Annotated in this window: 18 protein-coding genes; 5 read left to right on the top strand and 13 right to left on the bottom strand. The window is 32.5% G+C overall.

The window, feature by feature from the left end; genetic code table 11:
• Positions 1-4: 4 nt before the first annotated feature.
• From BUE24_RS13340 to BUE24_RS13315, 5 genes are all read right to left on the bottom strand, one after another.
• On the bottom strand, positions 5-1534 hold the full coding sequence (locus tag BUE24_RS13340) for a GH3 family acyl-acid amido synthetase (RefSeq protein WP_073316516.1): 1530 nt from the start codon (positions 1532-1534) through the stop codon (positions 5-7).
• A 9-nt stretch (positions 1535-1543) separates the two neighbouring features.
• Complete coding sequence (locus tag BUE24_RS13335; protein ID WP_073316515.1) at positions 1544-2767, bottom strand: Pycsar system effector family protein; 1224 nt, start codon at positions 2765-2767, stop codon at positions 1544-1546.
• Between the two features lie 49 nt (positions 2768-2816).
• A complete protein-coding gene (locus tag BUE24_RS13330) occupies positions 2817-3389 on the bottom strand; it encodes a hypothetical protein (RefSeq protein WP_139241996.1) in 573 nt (190 codons plus the stop codon).
• Positions 3390-3572: 183 nt separating this feature from the next.
• On the bottom strand, positions 3573-5030 hold the full coding sequence (locus BUE24_RS13325) for a CotH kinase family protein (protein ID WP_073316654.1): 1458 nt from the start codon (positions 5028-5030) through the stop codon (positions 3573-3575).
• Positions 5031-5733: 703 nt separating this feature from the next.
• Positions 5734-6870 carry a hypothetical protein gene (locus BUE24_RS13315; RefSeq protein ID WP_139241995.1) on the bottom strand — a complete coding sequence of 379 codons (1137 nt, stop codon included), beginning with the start codon at positions 6868-6870 and terminating at the stop codon, positions 5734-5736.
• A gap of 464 nt (positions 6871-7334) precedes the next feature.
• Between BUE24_RS13315 and BUE24_RS13310 the strand changes: the two genes are divergently transcribed.
• The 3 genes from BUE24_RS13310 (at position 7335) to BUE24_RS13295 (ending at position 9509) form a co-directional block, all read left to right on the top strand.
• Complete coding sequence (locus BUE24_RS13310; protein ID WP_073316511.1) at positions 7335-8201, top strand: AraC family transcriptional regulator; 867 nt, start codon at positions 7335-7337, stop codon at positions 8199-8201.
• Positions 8202-8432: 231 nt separating this feature from the next.
• Positions 8433-8840, top strand: a complete 408-nt coding sequence (locus BUE24_RS13300; RefSeq protein ID WP_073316509.1) for a lipocalin family protein — start codon at positions 8433-8435, stop codon at positions 8838-8840.
• Between the two features lie 93 nt (positions 8841-8933).
• Positions 8934-9509 (top strand): hypothetical protein, encoded by a 576-nt coding sequence (locus BUE24_RS13295; RefSeq protein WP_073316508.1) that lies wholly within the window; start codon positions 8934-8936, stop codon positions 9507-9509.
• Between the two features lie 293 nt (positions 9510-9802).
• Here the strand turns inward: BUE24_RS13295 and BUE24_RS13290 are convergent, their stop codons facing one another.
• Genes BUE24_RS13290 through BUE24_RS13280 form a run of 3 tightly spaced genes read right to left on the bottom strand, consistent with a single transcriptional unit; the run spans position 9803 to position 11808 of the window.
• Positions 9803-10537 carry a hypothetical protein gene (locus BUE24_RS13290; protein WP_073316507.1) on the bottom strand — a complete coding sequence of 245 codons (735 nt, stop codon included), beginning with the start codon at positions 10535-10537 and terminating at the stop codon, positions 9803-9805.
• 10 nt (positions 10538-10547) lie between these two features.
• Positions 10548-10880 carry an SDR family oxidoreductase gene (locus BUE24_RS13285; protein ID WP_280174032.1) on the bottom strand — a complete coding sequence of 111 codons (333 nt, stop codon included), beginning with the start codon at positions 10878-10880 and terminating at the stop codon, positions 10548-10550.
• A gap of 55 nt (positions 10881-10935) precedes the next feature.
• A complete protein-coding gene (locus BUE24_RS13280; protein ID WP_073316505.1) occupies positions 10936-11808 on the bottom strand; it encodes an SDR family oxidoreductase in 873 nt (290 codons plus the stop codon).
• A gap of 136 nt (positions 11809-11944) precedes the next feature.
• Here BUE24_RS13280 and BUE24_RS13275 point away from each other — a divergent pair, with 136 nt between their 5' ends.
• On the top strand, positions 11945-12283 hold the full coding sequence (locus BUE24_RS13275; RefSeq protein WP_073316504.1) for a winged helix-turn-helix transcriptional regulator: 339 nt from the start codon (positions 11945-11947) through the stop codon (positions 12281-12283).
• A gap of 365 nt (positions 12284-12648) precedes the next feature.
• Here the strand turns inward: BUE24_RS13275 and BUE24_RS13270 are convergent, their stop codons facing one another.
• From BUE24_RS13270 to BUE24_RS13250, 5 genes are all read right to left on the bottom strand, one after another.
• The gene (locus tag BUE24_RS13270; protein ID WP_073316503.1) at positions 12649-12855 is read right to left on the bottom strand and encodes a hypothetical protein; all 207 of its coding nucleotides are present in this window, start codon (positions 12853-12855) and stop codon (positions 12649-12651) included.
• A gap of 98 nt (positions 12856-12953) precedes the next feature.
• Entirely contained in the window at positions 12954-13379 is a 426-nt protein-coding gene (locus tag BUE24_RS13265; protein WP_139241994.1) for a hypothetical protein, read from the bottom strand.
• A 50-nt stretch (positions 13380-13429) separates the two neighbouring features.
• Positions 13430-13984 carry a hypothetical protein gene (locus BUE24_RS13260; protein WP_139241993.1) on the bottom strand — a complete coding sequence of 185 codons (555 nt, stop codon included), beginning with the start codon at positions 13982-13984 and terminating at the stop codon, positions 13430-13432.
• A gap of 2 nt (positions 13985-13986) precedes the next feature.
• Complete coding sequence (locus tag BUE24_RS13255) at positions 13987-14274, bottom strand: hypothetical protein (protein ID WP_073316500.1); 288 nt, start codon at positions 14272-14274, stop codon at positions 13987-13989.
• 19 nt (positions 14275-14293) lie between these two features.
• A complete protein-coding gene (locus BUE24_RS13250) occupies positions 14294-14800 on the bottom strand; it encodes a hypothetical protein (RefSeq protein ID WP_073316499.1) in 507 nt (168 codons plus the stop codon).
• Between the two features lie 561 nt (positions 14801-15361).
• On the opposite strand from BUE24_RS13250, the gene BUE24_RS13245 reads away from it, so the two are divergent.
• Positions 15362-15859, top strand: a complete 498-nt coding sequence (locus BUE24_RS13245) for a hypothetical protein (protein WP_073316498.1) — start codon at positions 15362-15364, stop codon at positions 15857-15859.

Here is a 15859-nt window from a genome sequence, read left to right as displayed (position 1 = left end):
TTTTTTAGCTTGAAATAGTTTGTGAAATAAATGCTTCCCATTCTGAAAATTTTTCTTCAGACATGACTCGTTCCATTTTTACCTGCCCTCCTTTTTTCTTTTGCGCTCCGCTCCATTCTGCAAATAGCTCAACAGGAACTTTGGTAACCTTTACTCCCTTCAATGCTTTATTTCTGGCTACTTTGTAGTTTTTGTTTGCATCTTTAAGGCTTTTATCCAGTGTATTGGCCAAAGTTTCTTCATCAATTAGAGTGTCGGTACCCAAATACCAATGGTGATAAAACTCATTATCAATTCGAGTAGCAGCCAATGTAAATTCCGGGATTTCGGTATCAAATTTCTCTTCTATTTCTCTCAACGCTGCATTCATTTTATTAACTGATAATTGAGATCCGACTACATTTAGAAAAAACTTAGTTCTACCGGTAATTTTAATTTCAGCCCTCTCGATATCAGTAAATTCTATAGTATCACCAATAATATATCTCCATGCACCAGACACCGTACTAATCAACAACACATAATCCTGACCCATCTCAACATCAGCCAAAGTGATAGATGGTGCATCTTGCATCAGAGACCCGTCTTGGTTAATGTATTCCGGTTGAAAAGGAACAAACTCAAAATAAATCCCATTATCCGTTATAAGTTTCATTGCGTCGGTTTCGGGTCTTTCTTGATAAGCTATAAAACCTTCGGAAGCAAGATAGGTATCGATAACCGTAATAGGATGTGCTAAGAGCTTATTAAAACTTTTCTCGTAGGGAGCAAAAGCGACTCCTCCCGAAGTATATACTTGTAAATTGGGCCATATATCATGAATAGTATCCGCATTATGATAATCAATTACTTTTTGTAACATCAACTCCATCCAGGAAGGAATACCACTCAATGCTCCTATATCCCAATCTTTTGCTTTTTCTGCAATACGTAGTACTCTTTTGTCCCAATCGTCAATTTGAGCAATTTGACTTCCTGGTTTATAATACCCTTCAAACCAAAATGGAATATTGCTAGCGCTAATACCACTAATTTCACCTTCCAAATGCCCATCTTTCTCTTTTAAATCTGTAGAACTACCTAACATCATGATTTCTTTTTCAAAAAATGAAGCTGGTAGATCAAAATTAGACAATGCCTCTACCTGTTTAATTCCAGCTTGTCTAATCGCTGTAATCATATCTTCAGTCACAGGTATCCGCTTACTTTTCTTACCAGTAGTTCCAGAACTGAGCGCAAAATAATCTGGATTTCCTGGCCAGGTTATGTTTTCTTCTCCTTCAATAACTCTACGCCACCATGAACTATGTAATTGATGATAATCAAAATAAGGAACTTCTCTTGCAAAATCTTCTTGAATTTCATCGGATTGAAGAATTAACTCGAAACCATATTTTTTACCAAATTCGGTATGTTTAGCCTTTTTCAGCAAATCAAGAAGAACTTTCTCCTGAGCTTCTATATGATTAGGTTCAGAGGAAAGCGCTCCTTTTAAATTAATTACTCCTTTTACTATTGATCCAATAATTTCCATATGATTTTGTTATTTTGTTATGATAGGTTCTACAACTTTTCCTGCAACATCAATTTCGGCAAACGCCAAGATAAAGGCTACTACAGAGAGAATGATCCCTGCGGTAAATACGATATATGTAATTTTAAGCAGGGTATATTTTTTCTTAAGCACAAGACCTAATAGATACAGATCTTTTGTAAGCATTTTATAAACATATGATTTGTCATTAATTACCTCGTCAATCGCCTCTTGATACCTCTCGTAGGACATCTTAAAAAAATTCCCGAAAAACAACAGATTAACTTTACGGTTCCTTACTTGTTCTTTGGTAAACTCACCTCCTGTAACTTTTGGTTGTGTAGACATTATGGAAAGTATAATTGCAGCCACACTGAATAGCACTAATATCAAACTAGGAATCATCAAGTGACGATTGGACGGAGCGTCCAATTTTGGAATTAAGTTCGCTAACGCCAAGGAGATAATAATCGCATTTACAGAGAGAAGAATATTCGCTTTGGTATCTGCGATATCACTCAACTTAATATGATTACGCAAGGTTACCCTATACAAGGTCTGTATTCCTCTTTCAGGACTTTCATGTTTGTATTTAGCTTTTAATTTTGCTTTTAAATCTTCTTTTTCTCTTTTTTTTCTTCTCTTTTTCTTTTTTTTAAGAATGCCGAGTAGGTTTTTGTTTTTTTCCGGTTCCCAATGTTCAATAGCATACCTAGTATAATATTGATGCTCTTGGGTAAACAATTTTATATTTTCTTCTCGCCATTCTTTGGCAGAGTATTCTCTCCCTTGAGCCAATAGTACCTCTTGGCGTAGCAATTGGCTAACTTCTTTAAAATAATTTTTGGCAAGATGAGAAGTATCAGCATCTTTAAGTATTTCTTCCAAAAAAGAATTTGGTTTTGTATCCAATTTAGTAGCTAGAATACAATTCTTAACTAGTATAATTTTTTCCTTGTCCACTCCATTTTCAATACAAAAAGACTCAGCAATCTCTGCGCTTTTCAGTTCATGATCCTTTTCTCCCTTGATATAACCTGTATCATGAAACCATGCGGACAATAAAACGATTTCTTGATTTTTCTCCTCAACTTCAGAGTTATCCATAATCTCTTTTGCCGAGTTTACAACTCTTTGCGTGTGCAAATAATTATGATAGAGGTACTTTTTCGGAAGCTTATTTTTAAAAAGTTCAAATATGTATTTTTCAGATTTTTCTAGTATTGATTCCATTATGATTCATTTTTAAGTAGTTGCGAAATATGAATAACATATACAGCTACTAATTGCCCTCTAATTCCCTAGCAAGAGACAAAATTTCGTCAGGAGACAAGTATAATTTTCTTATACGATCTTTATATACCATAGGGAAATTACCATTATTCAGAATGAACCTTTTCGTTTCAACAATGTATTGTTGCATTTGATGCGTTATCGCATATACATCTGCTATTCTCTCGGCTTCCCTAATATGATTTTGAGAGAAAAAATATCGTATACCAAACCAAATAAGATTAATGGTATTTCTATTTTTATAATCCATTATGTGACCTAATTCATGCCCTAACCAACCTATTAAAACGTTTTTTGGTATATCAGCTAATGGTAATTGCATACCATCGATTTTAAAAACTTTGCTGATCAAAATCACGTACTCTCTTTTCCCTTTACTCTTAATAAGCGATGAAAATTTTGGTTGTGCCTTCATGAAAGATTTTTTTAATGAAGGTTTGAGCTTAAATTCGATTCTGGTTTCAGCCAGTTCTGGATAATATGAAAGTGCTGTACCTACCTCGTTAATAAGAGCTTCAGGTATAATTTTGTTTTTTAGATGTATGTTATTTGAAATTGCCATAATATAGTTGGAGGCTAAAATGCAAAAGCCTGTAAGTATTAGTTTTATTGAAATATAGATTCTGTACATTTTACTTAAGAAAGATAGTATTATGATAGCAGTATCTTTAATTCATATGATAGAAAGGGTAACTCTTATGATGGATTAAATATCGATAAGAAAGGCAATAAGGCTCTTTTTTTTTTAAAGTGTATCAAAATACTTATCCAAATACTGAAGTCGATTAAGTAACCAAGTTGTCATATAATCAAAATGGTCTTGTAAACTAATTCCGGATAACCATACCATTTGCTCTCTTTCATAAACTTTATTATCAAAGAAATAGTCATATTGTTCTTGGATCATTTCAAACAAATTGTCATTGCTAAGTTGTTGCCTACGAAGATTACTCCATCTTTCTTTGAGTCTTCTCCTAAAATTGTCAGGATTAGTTTTCATCAAACGATCAAATAACCCGTTACTTAAAATATCGTCTGTAGTTGATATTCTTTTTCCATCCTGAATTGTTCCTAAAACACCATCTAAATCCCATGGAATATTAAAATAAGGGGTCTTTTTGTCGTATCGCGCTACATAAAAGTTTTTACCTAGATTATCTGTAGCGCGCAACAGATTTACAAATAGAAAATAATCAATTGCATTATCCAGGTTGAATTTTTTAGAGACTTTCTTTTTGAAAACAGAATCCTTTGATTTAACAACAAATCTGGTGAATTTATAAATGTTTTTCCATTGTGCTTTGTAGTTTTTATATGGATATTCTATTTCGTATCCTGCCCAATGCGGAAAGATGTTCTTATATTTTGGAGCAGCCTTATAAGATGGAGCTCCATTGTAGCTTGATGCTTTAAACAGTTCTCCTTTTATCTTTTTCTTATTATATTTTTTGAGCTGTAGTAGTTTTCTATCTACTTGTTCCATTAGCGCATAAATCCCAATATAGTTTTCATTCAGAAACACTTCGGTAAAAAGTAAATCGACTCCACTTTTGGCATCTTTTTCTTGATCTAAGTAATGCGATTGGTGAATCGACAACCATAATGTATTGGCTAAAAAAGAACGTAATCGCAATGGCTCATTATATAAACCATCTAATACCCAATCATCATCATTTCGCATATCACCAAATTGAAGATCAACTGATTCTTCTTGATCATCTTCCCAAAACTCCAGATCATAGGTTTTTTTTGGAAATTTTAAAGATATGTTACCTCGATATTCTATTCCAGGTGATGCATTTATAATAGTATCTCTATCTGCAAACGAAAATTTTGAAATAGTTTTAGGGTCATCCTTAATAGTATCTATTGTTATCTTAATAATTGGTAATTGAGTTATATAAATCCTAAACTGGGTTTCGGCATTTTTTGTTTGAAGCCTTTCCTGGTAAGACAACTCTTTTAAAGAAAATATAAACTTCTGCCCTTCATTAAATTGTACTTGGACGTCCTTATTAGAAGAAAGAGAAGCAAAATCAGTAAGGTCTACATTCCAAACGATAAGATTATTCTTGTAATCTATCCCGTAACTTTCGGTCTTTGGAATAACTTCATGGTAATTTTGGGCCACAGTTTGTTCTGTACCTATAACAACAATAGATATAATTAATAATAGCGTTATTTGCTGTAGGTACTTTCTCATGTTACAAAAATGCATTAGAAATAAAGCAAAGTATAACGCTATTCCGATATATCTTGACTTGATCCATAATTTCTTATTAAAGGACAAGATAATTTTATACATGAGAATATAGATAAATTTAGACGCCTAGTATTCTATTTTTTATACTTTTCTTCAATACTGAAAATTAGGATTCTAATATAAATAATGAGTATTTTACGAAGTATAAACTAGTTGGGATCTTAATGGTTGATCGAAGTATTCTTATTATCTCGACAAGTGCTACAAAAGTTTACGAATGTTGGATTTAAGACCGCAAAAAATATGGGTTCAATGGTAAACACTATCATTTCAATTTTATACTAATTACAACTGCTATATTTCTGGAACGTTGTGCAACATCACCTAAACCATGAATGCAAGAAAAAGTAATGATAAAATAATTAACATGTGTTTCATAAGAACCTAAGGCTATAGATGATATCATACTTCTGTGTTTTTATAGTTTGGATAGAAGTATCAATAAACAGCCTACATTATGATCTGAGTGGTCCATAGAATGTGAATTGTTTTGAATAATCTTTTTGTCACTTTCATAAGACTCAGATAAGTTTTTTTGTGTTTTCTTGCGTTTTTTAGATTTTTTAGTACACCAAAAGTACACCTCAATCTTTGTAAACCCTTATGAAATATAAATTCGTTACTTTCTGTATCGGCAAGTAATTTATTCGATAATAGTGTTTTCTTTGACAAGAAAATCAATTTCAAGGTCTTCTACCGTTTCAGTTATTTCGGTAATCAGAATTATTCCGTAGTTTTCTGTCTTCTCAACTATATCGCTATCAATTTTTAAGTCCCTAATCGCTCTGTAAATGTATATATCCCCTACGTTTACTTGAAGGGAGGTTTGAGGAGTTCCGGCATCGAAATCTGATTTAGCAACTTCAACATCATTATATGCTGCATAAAAATCTTCCGGCTCTTCTGCAGTATGAACTCGCACAAAACTTATATCAGTCCCTTCATTTACAGAAATGCCTTGAGGATCTGTGAAAACTACATCTGCAGTATCATCTCCATCAGAAAATACGTTGGGATCAAACAAATTGGTTTCGTTTATATCATCAATTGAACCAATTTTCAACTCGAGATCCACACCAAAACTCTGCGGAACCAAAACTACTGATGTTTCAATTTCTTTCGCTACCGATCCACTAGTTGCATTTAATCTTACGAATAGAGTGTCCCCTTTTTTTGCTCCAAACTGATTTATATAAGTATCTGCACTTAAAGGAAAAGCATCAGAATCAGTATCAAAAACACGAGTAGCTTTTACAAATGTACCCTTCTTACCTACTTTCCATTCTACACCTACATTATCAATAGTTGCACCGACAGTAAAACTTCCATATTCAATAGCAGATGAATCTCTAAAGCTTAATGTTGGTATTTCTTGAGTGAAGAAAAAAGGATCTAAAATATCCACCTCTTCCTGAAGTATTTTAAAAGTGTTCCCATTTGAAACAGTGTATTCGAGATCCAGATTAATTGTGGATTGAAAAGGAATTAAGCTTGAGCTATTAAACGTAGCCGAGTTACCAGATATGATAGCATTTGCAACTATTTCATTATTTCTAAGAACATTTATTTGATCAACAGTAAAACCATTTATAGTCTCTATAGAAATTTCTAAATCCGTGTTTACATCAAATTGACTAAGTTGGGCAGTCTCTAATGCCACCACAGCCCTTGTCAGAAGTTGATCTGGCACATCATCACTATTGCAAGACAATAAAATAAATGCAGTCAAAAAAAGTATCCCCAAAGTTTTCATTCTTATTTTCTTTAAAATTAGTGCCATTATATTTTGACTATAAACGACAAAGATTGTCAACATCATAAACAGATGATATGTTATTGACTGTAATTGTTTTTTCATTTGAATTAGTATTTTCATTGACTTTTGAATATAAATTCCAACAAAAAAGAACCATCTGAAGGAGGTATCCAACAATTAGTGCTCAACCTAGTTAAAAACGGGATGTTATATACTGTTTTGGGGATAACAGGAATCCAATACCCCCCTTTAGTGGTCCGTTTGTCCCGGTTCTGGTAGATATGGATACTTTTTATCGTCCGGTCTTGTACTAAACTCCACCTTTGTTTTTTCATTTCGCTACCTCTATTTTTATTAGGCCTCGCTTTTTTACTAGAGAATATTATTTTTATGTTCTATTGTAAAGGATCAATGGGTTAACTGTATTTCTTACTATTTGGATATATAGTTATCTTTAGCAACTATATACATGAGTTGTGCTACATAAAATGAACCTAGAAAACATTACACAAATAGAGCGATATAAAAAACTAATTAGGTTCATAGATGAGAATTTCAAGGACGAAATAAACATCGAAAAAATTGAACAAATAAGTCTTTATTCGTACAGGAACATCAATCGTATTTTTCAATCTTTACATCAAGAAACGATTGGGAAGTACATTAAGAGGATTCGGCTAGAAAAGTCGGCAGAATATTTAAAATATACCGAAGAGCAAGTTTCTGATATTGCAATAAACGTAGGTTTTTCTGATGTAGCCTCTTTTAGTAAGGCTTTCAAAAGCAAATTCAACTGTTCGCCTATTTTATTTAGGAAAAGCACTAACAATATTCTTCAGCCAAACAAACAAAATAGTGACGAACATAAACTAAAACCGTTGCCATTTACCATAGAAACACTTCCTGAATTTGATGTATTATATGTAGAACACAAAGGCAACACACAAGATTTAAAAGCGATTGAAAAAACCTGGAACACATTTATTAAGTATTGCACAAAAAATCAGCTACTTTCTGACGAAAGCATATTTTTTTCAGAAGCCATAGACGATAACGAAATTACAGATGATTTTAGATGCAGAACAAATGTGGCTTTAATTCTTAGAGAACCACTAAACTTTGCAATAGAAAATTTGTACCAAACAAAAAAACATCACATTCAAAAATACGCAAAATTCATTCATAAAGGTGCTAACGAACAGTTAGTAAGCACCTACAATCAAATCTATGGCAATTGGTTAACAGATATTCAGCTAGAGTTTGCCGACAAGCCAATCTTAGAGTTTTATGTTAACCACCACGAAAAAATCGATAAAAAGGATTTGATAACAGAAATCTATATTCCCGTAATGTAAATTGTCCAAAACGGACAAACAACCAGTACAAAGCCACAGCTACTTTTGTGGTATGAAAAATTACAAATTTGACAATAACTGGTATCTAGGCTTCTTGGGTATTGTAGGATTTTATAAACTACCTGAGGTCATAAACTATTTTCAAGGAGAAGAATCCATTTGGGGGCTGCTCAATTTATTGTGGTTCACTTGGCTTCTATACTTTCTTCCAGAACCTATAAAAACATCTAAATGAAAAAGACTCATAATTTTAGTTTTTGCTTAATTGGTTTGTTTTTAATGAGCTTTACAAATATAAATGCACAAAAAATAAAACTAAACGTTAGCAACCTTTCTAAAAATTGGCAACTAACGAAATATTCGGTGGGTTGGTTTTCTGAAGAACCATCGGATAAAGAAAAGAACGACTATTTAAAACTGAAGTCGGATATGACTTTTACAAGTGTTAGCGAAGGTATTTTTGAGAAAGGAACCTGGCAATTACAAAAAGAACACAAACGTATTACGCTATCAAAAAAAGGAGATAAAGCGGTTTTGGTTTTTTCTATAAAAAAAATAAAAACAAATGAACTTGTTGTAATTATTGATAACGATTCCGAGCCAGATGCAAAATATTTAAACATTCATTTCGAAAACTAGACATACGAGTTTTGCAAGATTAATATCATTATTTGAAGAATCAAGAATTATGGTATTTGCAGAATGTTTTTTTCAAACTAAAAATCAATAATCATGACTTTGTTTGCTTCAAGAAATTTGGGCTATACGCTCTTGTTTGTACTACTTTCGCAGCTATTATCAGCTCAAAATAAACCCGAGTTGAATTTATCTGAATTTGATTTACAGCAATTGCATATGGTTACCTATCAACATACTTTCAGTAAACATTACATAAGCTGGTCGGTGCAATACCGTGAGTTTAAAAAACGGTCGAAAGAGTTTCGGATACCGATTACTTTAAGTTTCGGTAAAACAAATATGAATAAAGATTTTTTAGAGAATAAGAACATTAAGGATGTAGATACTTATTCTTTCGGAATGGGGTTTGATGGCTATGAATATCTGGGTAGTGGGTTTTATTTTAATCTAGGGATTGGGGTTTCGCCAGGGTTAGAGACAGTTGATCATATTACAGAAGGGAAAAGCACGAAGTTTTTGATTGGAGGCAACATTAACACAGGCCTGCTATATGTTCCTTTTCCAGATTTCGGGCTTGTTATAGGAGGCAAAATAATAGGTAATCTATCTAATTCTAGTGTATTGGATCGTTCTTTAGGTTTTGCTATTGAAGCTGGTATTAACTTTTAAACGTTTAGGAATACATTACACGGTAAAGGTTGCATAACAAAGTATAAAAACAATAGCGGTAAAATCGCTAAAACCAAAGTAAGTAAATATAAAGAAGGTTTATACTTAGCCGAAAAGTAAGTGCGTATAAAATCCGCTACGATTCTTATACGAGACCGTTATGAGAAATGTTGATACGGTAAGGGAAACTTACATATACTCTATTCCATTTCTGAGGTTTTTGAAAATCAATTTGCAACACTTCATTTTGCCACTCCAATGTATTTGTTTGCATTTAATAACTAATTGTTGCCTCATTTCTTTCTTGTAAATCCTACAATTTTATAAAGTCCATCTGTTTTTTTTAAAACAAGTCTGTTATCTACAGCAGCCATACCGTTGAATAATTGAATTATTCTTTCGGACATGTTGACAGATATCCTCTCTTTTAAATTGTATACTCCCATGAAGGTGGTCGGATTCATCGCAAGGTCAGTTGGATAGTCTAGCGTAACCTGCTTTCTGAAAAAAAGTGGAGAACATGAATAAAGATCTATAGGTCCAACAACATAATTTTCAGGGTTAAGAGCAGATGTATCCATATCTGTAAAATCAACAAGTTCAATTTTTTCCTTACTCGTAAATTTTTTCTTTATTCTTGGTTTACTATTTCCTTTACTGTACCCTACTAATCTGTAAATACCTCTTGTTTCATCTATAGAAACATACATTCTATATGACTGATGTGCCTTGAACCAATCATAATATAATGCTATGTTCGAAATTTTTAATGTAAGTCTTCCATTAGAGTAGAGAGTTGTGAAATTTGTTTGGATATCACGAATTACTACTTCTTTACTCCTTACAGTAAGATCATCAGTAAAGTAGAACTTACTTGCTTCATCCACCAAAAATGTTATCACCCTATTATTCCTAAGATATCTTTTTGATGATTTTTGATCAAAATCAATTAATGTTTCTATTGATTCTTGCCCAAATAAATAGTAAGGCTGCAGTGCAAGAAAAAAAATAAAAACGAGATATTTCATAGGTTGCAATTTACTGATGATTTTCTATTCTTAAGCCAACAACTATGCCAAATACATTAGTATCATAGGTTTTCTGGAAATGTTCTAACGGAATCTTCCCAAATCTAACCAACATACCTAGCCCTGTATTACTTACCAACGTATGCGCCTTTCCATCGAGCAAAGCTATTAGTTCTTTGGCTTTTTCAGGAATACTTTCAAGTTCTGAGATATCAAAGTGGAAGGGAATAGCACCAATTTCTAGTGCTACTGCCTTCAACTTATTTTTATCTCTACCCGTTATGAGCACAGTAATAAAAGCATGGGCTGTTTCTTTTCCAATACCAGAACTACCACCAGTAATTATAACATGTAGATTTTTTATTTTCGCAACAGTCTGATCGGTTAAGATTCTAGTTTTAATGCCATGAAATAGAAGCTACCCAGTCTTCTAGTTTTTGAGGTTCAATAGCCAACAATTTATTGGTCTCTGAAAAATCTTTATTCATGATTCTATCATAATCTTTATTTAAATTACGATAGGCATTAGAAATCTCTGTAGCAGGTACTTCACCAAAACTTTTTGCTAATTCTGCCTGAAAATCATCTGGTGTAACTGAAATAAATTGTACTTCTTTATTTAAGTGTTTGGAGATAGCTGCTGCAATCTCATTTCCAGTCCAAAAGTTACCTCCTATTGGTAATACTTTTCCCGCTAACTCTGGATGACTAAGTGCACTTACTACATAATCTGCTAAATCTGAATGACTAATAAAAGGTGATTTCTCGGTAGCACTAACTGGATAAGGTAAAACTCCTTCTCCTATAATCACAGGAATAGACCACGGTGCAGACATATTATCTACATAAATATCTGGAGTCAATGTGATTACATTTAATCCAGATTCATCAAATAATTTCTGAGCAGAAACCTTCATATCAATAACAGCATAACCTGTATTCTCTTTAGGTAGATCTGAGGTAGTATTAAAGATGATTAAATCAACACCTGCTCCTTTGGCAGCTTCTATAAAGTTAGCAGTATATTCTGACGATACAGACTTATCAAATACTAATGGCATAGTGAATACTGCTGCATCTACTCCTTGAAATGCAGATGATAAAGCTACAACATCACTAAAGTCACCAACTTGAAAAGTTAACCCTTCTATACCTGAGTTTGCATCTTCCGGTTTTCTACGTAAACTAACTACTTCATTACCAGCTTTTATTATTTTATGAGCGATATTTCCTCCTTGAAAACCTGCAGCTCCTGATACAAATACTTTCATTTTTTATCTTTTCTAATTGTAAATAATTTTATTTTTTGGTAAAGATAATCCAAACTAGTACTTTTGGCAAGTACCTACCTAAAAGTAAGGTACATACTTATTTGTCATAAAAGTTGATTATCAGATAATTATAATTATGAAAAAAGAAGATTTTTTATCAGCAACCTGCTCTGTTACAAGAGCACTCCTTGTTATTGGAGGTAAATGGTCTTTACGTGTCATAGATGAAATAGGGAAAGAGAAAAAACGATATGGTGAATTGAAAAAGGGTATTCCACAAATTAGTGAAAAAATGCTCATCCAAGAACTAAAGCTTCTAACGCAAAACGGAATCTTAGAAAGAAAATCATATCATGAAGTACCACCTAGAGTAGAATATTCTTTAACTCAACTAGGTTTACAAACACTTCCTATTTTAGATCAAATCAAAGTATTCGGAGATGACCTTTTGAAAACTTCGGCCAACAAAATGTAAATTGCGTTAAGACTCATTTTACACAGAATGTTGTAATGAAATAGCTCAGTTCGTATTGACGTTTTTTTTTGAAGGGTTGCGTAGGAATTGATAGAGTTTTCCTCTGATAAGCAACGGCTACGACACTATCCATTTTTATTTTTGTTGTTATGTGTTTTATACCTCCCTGGTAGATAATGTAAAGAAAACTGTACTATCCCGTATCTTAAGACGTTAAATCCCAAGCTTAGAAAGAGTTCTTCAACCAGAGTTTCTACAATCCTTCTCTTTATTATTCCTTTTCTATAATTTCTGTCCGTTTCGGATAGGCCGATTTTACCTTTAACGGGTATCTTCAGCTAATATTAAGTTCCATATGACTTTTTTTATTTGGGGACCGCATATCCAACTAGTACAAGCCTATCGTGTTTGTTATAAGCAAATACATTGTAGATATACCTTCTGATGCTTTTTGCTTTGGCTTCAGCTTTACGTTTTGTCTTTTCGTCAACACCTTCAAAAAAAATCGTTTTACCTTCTTCTATTCTTTGTGTAACATCAACATTGTATTCTGTGTAGTAGGGTGGTCTCATAATTTTAATGATGTATCTCCTCTTTTGTAATTATTCCAGTGTGTTTTTTTTGAAGTATCGTAATGGTGTAAGGCTACTGATTTGAAAAAATATTGCCTTCATTGCTTTTGAAATTCGTAAATGGTTGTTGATGTCAATTCGTCATTAGTATTTAGCTTTTTTGTTATTTGGATTTTATTTGCGCTGTAAAACCTCCCGTAATAATTACTAATATTAGGCTGATTACCTTCTATGGTAAAGTTCACGTTTCCATTTAGCCCTTTAAAAACGAAAGTGCCTGTATTACTTTCACATACATTATAGGTTTTTGAAAACGTTACCCAGGATGCATATCCAGTTGATGAAACGGTAATTGTTGATTTCTTGTAGCAAAAATCTATAATGTCGGTACCTTCAAATTCGATTTTACTTAATAACCATGTGCCCTTTAAATCTGATTGATGTCCTTCAAAATTTGGCGTATCATCTTCAGAACTGCAAGAAATTGTTAGAATTGATAGAAATAAAATTGTTAGTTTTCTCATAGCTGTATTCATAAATTATTACAATATTCTTGAGAGGGATTTTAGATTATTTATTCCTGTTCTTTAATTAGTTTTATACACTTTTTGAGTATATCAGAATGCTTAGATTTAATTTCCTTTTCAACAAACCCTTCATCAGTATATATTCTAATTTTTTTTACCTTTTTTGATTCTAACTCTTTCAAATCTATGTCGTGCTCACTTGAATAACTAGCCATTAAGCCCCATAGAGATGCCCCCCAGAGACCAGTTGCCGCTCCTCCTTCACTAGCCACAACATCGTACAGAGATTTATACGTCAATGTAGTATCATCATCAAAAAGAAATATCAATTCATTATACTTACTTATAGAAAATACCTTACCTTCCAACAAGATCATTTTGATGTCGAGCATTATTGTTTCATCAATTTTGGTAAACCTATACTTTAAAGAGGTCGAATTGCTTGTCCAGGAGCTTCCTTTTTTAAATAATACTTCCCAATCAGTTTTGATAATTGAATACCCTTTGAACTCATCTCTTTTGTTTTTAGCAATTGTTTGACTTATAGCAGAGTTAAAACAAAAAAGCATTAGCGTTGTTAATAATGTAAAAAAAACTCTCATGATTAATTATATACTCTTATTCCAATAGAAATTCCTCTTAACCTGTCATCATGTAATGCCCCTGAATTACTTTGCGTATGTATTGAAACAGAATGATTGTTATCACCTCTTGTTAAATTATATTGTCCACCTCCTCTAGAGCCTATAAGTGTAAAAGTCTTATCGTCAATTAAATGCGCACCCTCAAATGCTTCAAAATTTTCTACTTCTTCTAGATGATTACTTTCATCTGCAGCGCAAGCAATAACTAATAAGGCAAGTAGCATTAATAAGTTAAAAGTGTTTTTCATGACTGTTTGTTTTGATTATTTAAAATGACCTTTTTATTACTTTGTAGATTGAATGCACGTTATTCAAGTTCAATTCGAAATTTGGAAATTCTGGGAGAGGATTTCGGGATGAGCAAACAATGTCTCCCGTCATCTTATCAAATTTTGATATGTCTTTATGAAATATTCCTGTTGTACATACTATAATCCATCCATAGTCGGTGGACCTAAAACCATCTTTCCATAGATGTTTTCCAAGTTGGCGGCCTAATACTTGAGAGTCGGATGGAGTATCATATAATCCCCCTCCATTCATACTATCATTCTTTACTGTGAAAGCGATATATCTACCTTTAGCTAACTTATCTGCGATAAAGTAGGTAGTTTCAAACTCTTTTTTTATTGTATACTCGTCATCAAAGACCTCTACAAAAGAAGCGTAGGCGCAAAAGGGAATTAAAGGTGCGCTCATTATTACTCTTCCGCCAGGCATTGTTATAAACTTATTGCCGTTATTATTTTCCATCACATTCATATCAAACTTCATTTCTTTACTTTTTAATTATATTATTTGGTAAAAATCAGAGGAGGTTATCTCCTTATGTCCGGGAAATAACCTTCTAAATTAAAGTGTTGAAGCTCTTGAAATTCGTGACGAAGCAAGAGATAAGTGGGACTCCTTGAAATTCGTTATCACAGCTTTTAATTGGTATTTTCATTGACTCTTAAATATAAATTCAGACAAAAAAGAATCATATGAAAGAGGTATCCAACAATTAGTGCTCAACTCATATAAAAATGGGATGTTATATGCTATTTTAGGGATAATAAAAATCCAGCAATCCCTCTTGATGACCTGTTCGTCACGGTTCTGATAGATATAGGTAGTTTTTATGTACGGTCTTGTACTAAACTCCACCTTTGTTTTTTCTATTTTGCTACCTCTATTTTTATGAGTTCACACTTTTTATACTGGAGATTATTATTTTTATGTTCTAAAGGAAAACCTCATTGAGGTAACTATATTTCTTACTATTTGGATATATAGTTATCTTTAGTAACTATATACATACGTTGTAACCAATTACTACTTAAACGAAAAACTGAATTGAAAAATAAACTGAATATACTCTTACTGTCAAGTTTTTTTTTAGCTTTAATTCTTACTATTTGGGTTTATTATCAAACAACTAGTAGGGTTGGTGATATTTCATTTGATAAAAATATTGACAATTCTGAATTTAACGCCTGCAACGAAGATAGAATAACACAGTACTATTCTATTGGCACTAATTATCAAGGCGGAGAAAAGGCAATCAAAAAAGAACTAAAAGGACTCATAAATAATCTGAATTTTAATGATTCGGGATTTATAACTTACAGATTTGTAGTTAATTGCAAAAACAAAACCGGTAGATTCCGCGTAAAAACGGTTAATTCCAACCTAAAGGAAAACACTTTTAATTCTGATAATATTAAACGCATTCAAGAATCAATTGAAAGCTTAAAAGGATGGAAAGCTGGAAAACGAAAAGATGAAATTCTCGATAGTTATTATGTTTTAAACTTTAAAGTACAAAATAATAAAATCGTAGATATATTCTAA

This window comes from Aquimarina spongiae (genome assembly GCF_900141785.1).
Classification (GTDB): Bacteria; Bacteroidota; Bacteroidia; order Flavobacteriales; family Flavobacteriaceae; genus Aquimarina; species Aquimarina spongiae.
This window is presented reverse-complemented; position numbering and strand designations above follow the sequence as displayed.

Excerpts from the sequence above, each read along its gene's own strand:
- BUE24_RS13340 (WP_073316516.1), bottom strand. The coding sequence starts at position 1,534 with ATGGAAATTATTGGATCAATAGTAAAAGGAGTAATTAATTTAAAAGGA.
- BUE24_RS13335 (WP_073316515.1), bottom strand. The coding sequence starts at position 2,767 with ATGGAATCAATACTAGAAAAATCTGAAAAATACATATTTGAACTTTTT.
- BUE24_RS13330 (WP_139241996.1), bottom strand. The coding sequence starts at position 3,389 with ATGGCAATTTCAAATAACATACATCTAAAAAACAAAATTATACCTGAA.
- BUE24_RS13325 (WP_073316654.1), bottom strand. The coding sequence starts at position 5,030 with ATGAGAAAGTACCTACAGCAAATAACGCTATTATTAATTATATCTATT.
- BUE24_RS13315 (WP_139241995.1), bottom strand. The coding sequence starts at position 6,870 with ATGGCACTAATTTTAAAGAAAATAAGAATGAAAACTTTGGGGATACTT.
- BUE24_RS13310 (WP_073316511.1), top strand. The coding sequence starts at position 7,335 with ATGAACCTAGAAAACATTACACAAATAGAGCGATATAAAAAACTAATT.
- BUE24_RS13300 (WP_073316509.1), top strand. The coding sequence starts at position 8,433 with ATGAAAAAGACTCATAATTTTAGTTTTTGCTTAATTGGTTTGTTTTTA.
- BUE24_RS13295 (WP_073316508.1), top strand. The coding sequence starts at position 8,934 with ATGACTTTGTTTGCTTCAAGAAATTTGGGCTATACGCTCTTGTTTGTA.
- BUE24_RS13290 (WP_073316507.1), bottom strand. The coding sequence starts at position 10,537 with ATGAAATATCTCGTTTTTATTTTTTTTCTTGCACTGCAGCCTTACTAT.
- BUE24_RS13280 (WP_073316505.1), bottom strand. The coding sequence starts at position 11,808 with ATGAAAGTATTTGTATCAGGAGCTGCAGGTTTTCAAGGAGGAAATATC.
- BUE24_RS13275 (WP_073316504.1), top strand. The coding sequence starts at position 11,945 with ATGAAAAAAGAAGATTTTTTATCAGCAACCTGCTCTGTTACAAGAGCA.
- BUE24_RS13270 (WP_073316503.1), bottom strand. The coding sequence starts at position 12,855 with ATGAGACCACCCTACTACACAGAATACAATGTTGATGTTACACAAAGA.
- BUE24_RS13265 (WP_139241994.1), bottom strand. The coding sequence starts at position 13,379 with ATGAGAAAACTAACAATTTTATTTCTATCAATTCTAACAATTTCTTGC.
- BUE24_RS13260 (WP_139241993.1), bottom strand. The coding sequence starts at position 13,984 with ATGAGAGTTTTTTTTACATTATTAACAACGCTAATGCTTTTTTGTTTT.
- BUE24_RS13255 (WP_073316500.1), bottom strand. The coding sequence starts at position 14,274 with ATGAAAAACACTTTTAACTTATTAATGCTACTTGCCTTATTAGTTATT.
- BUE24_RS13250 (WP_073316499.1), bottom strand. The coding sequence starts at position 14,800 with ATGAAGTTTGATATGAATGTGATGGAAAATAATAACGGCAATAAGTTT.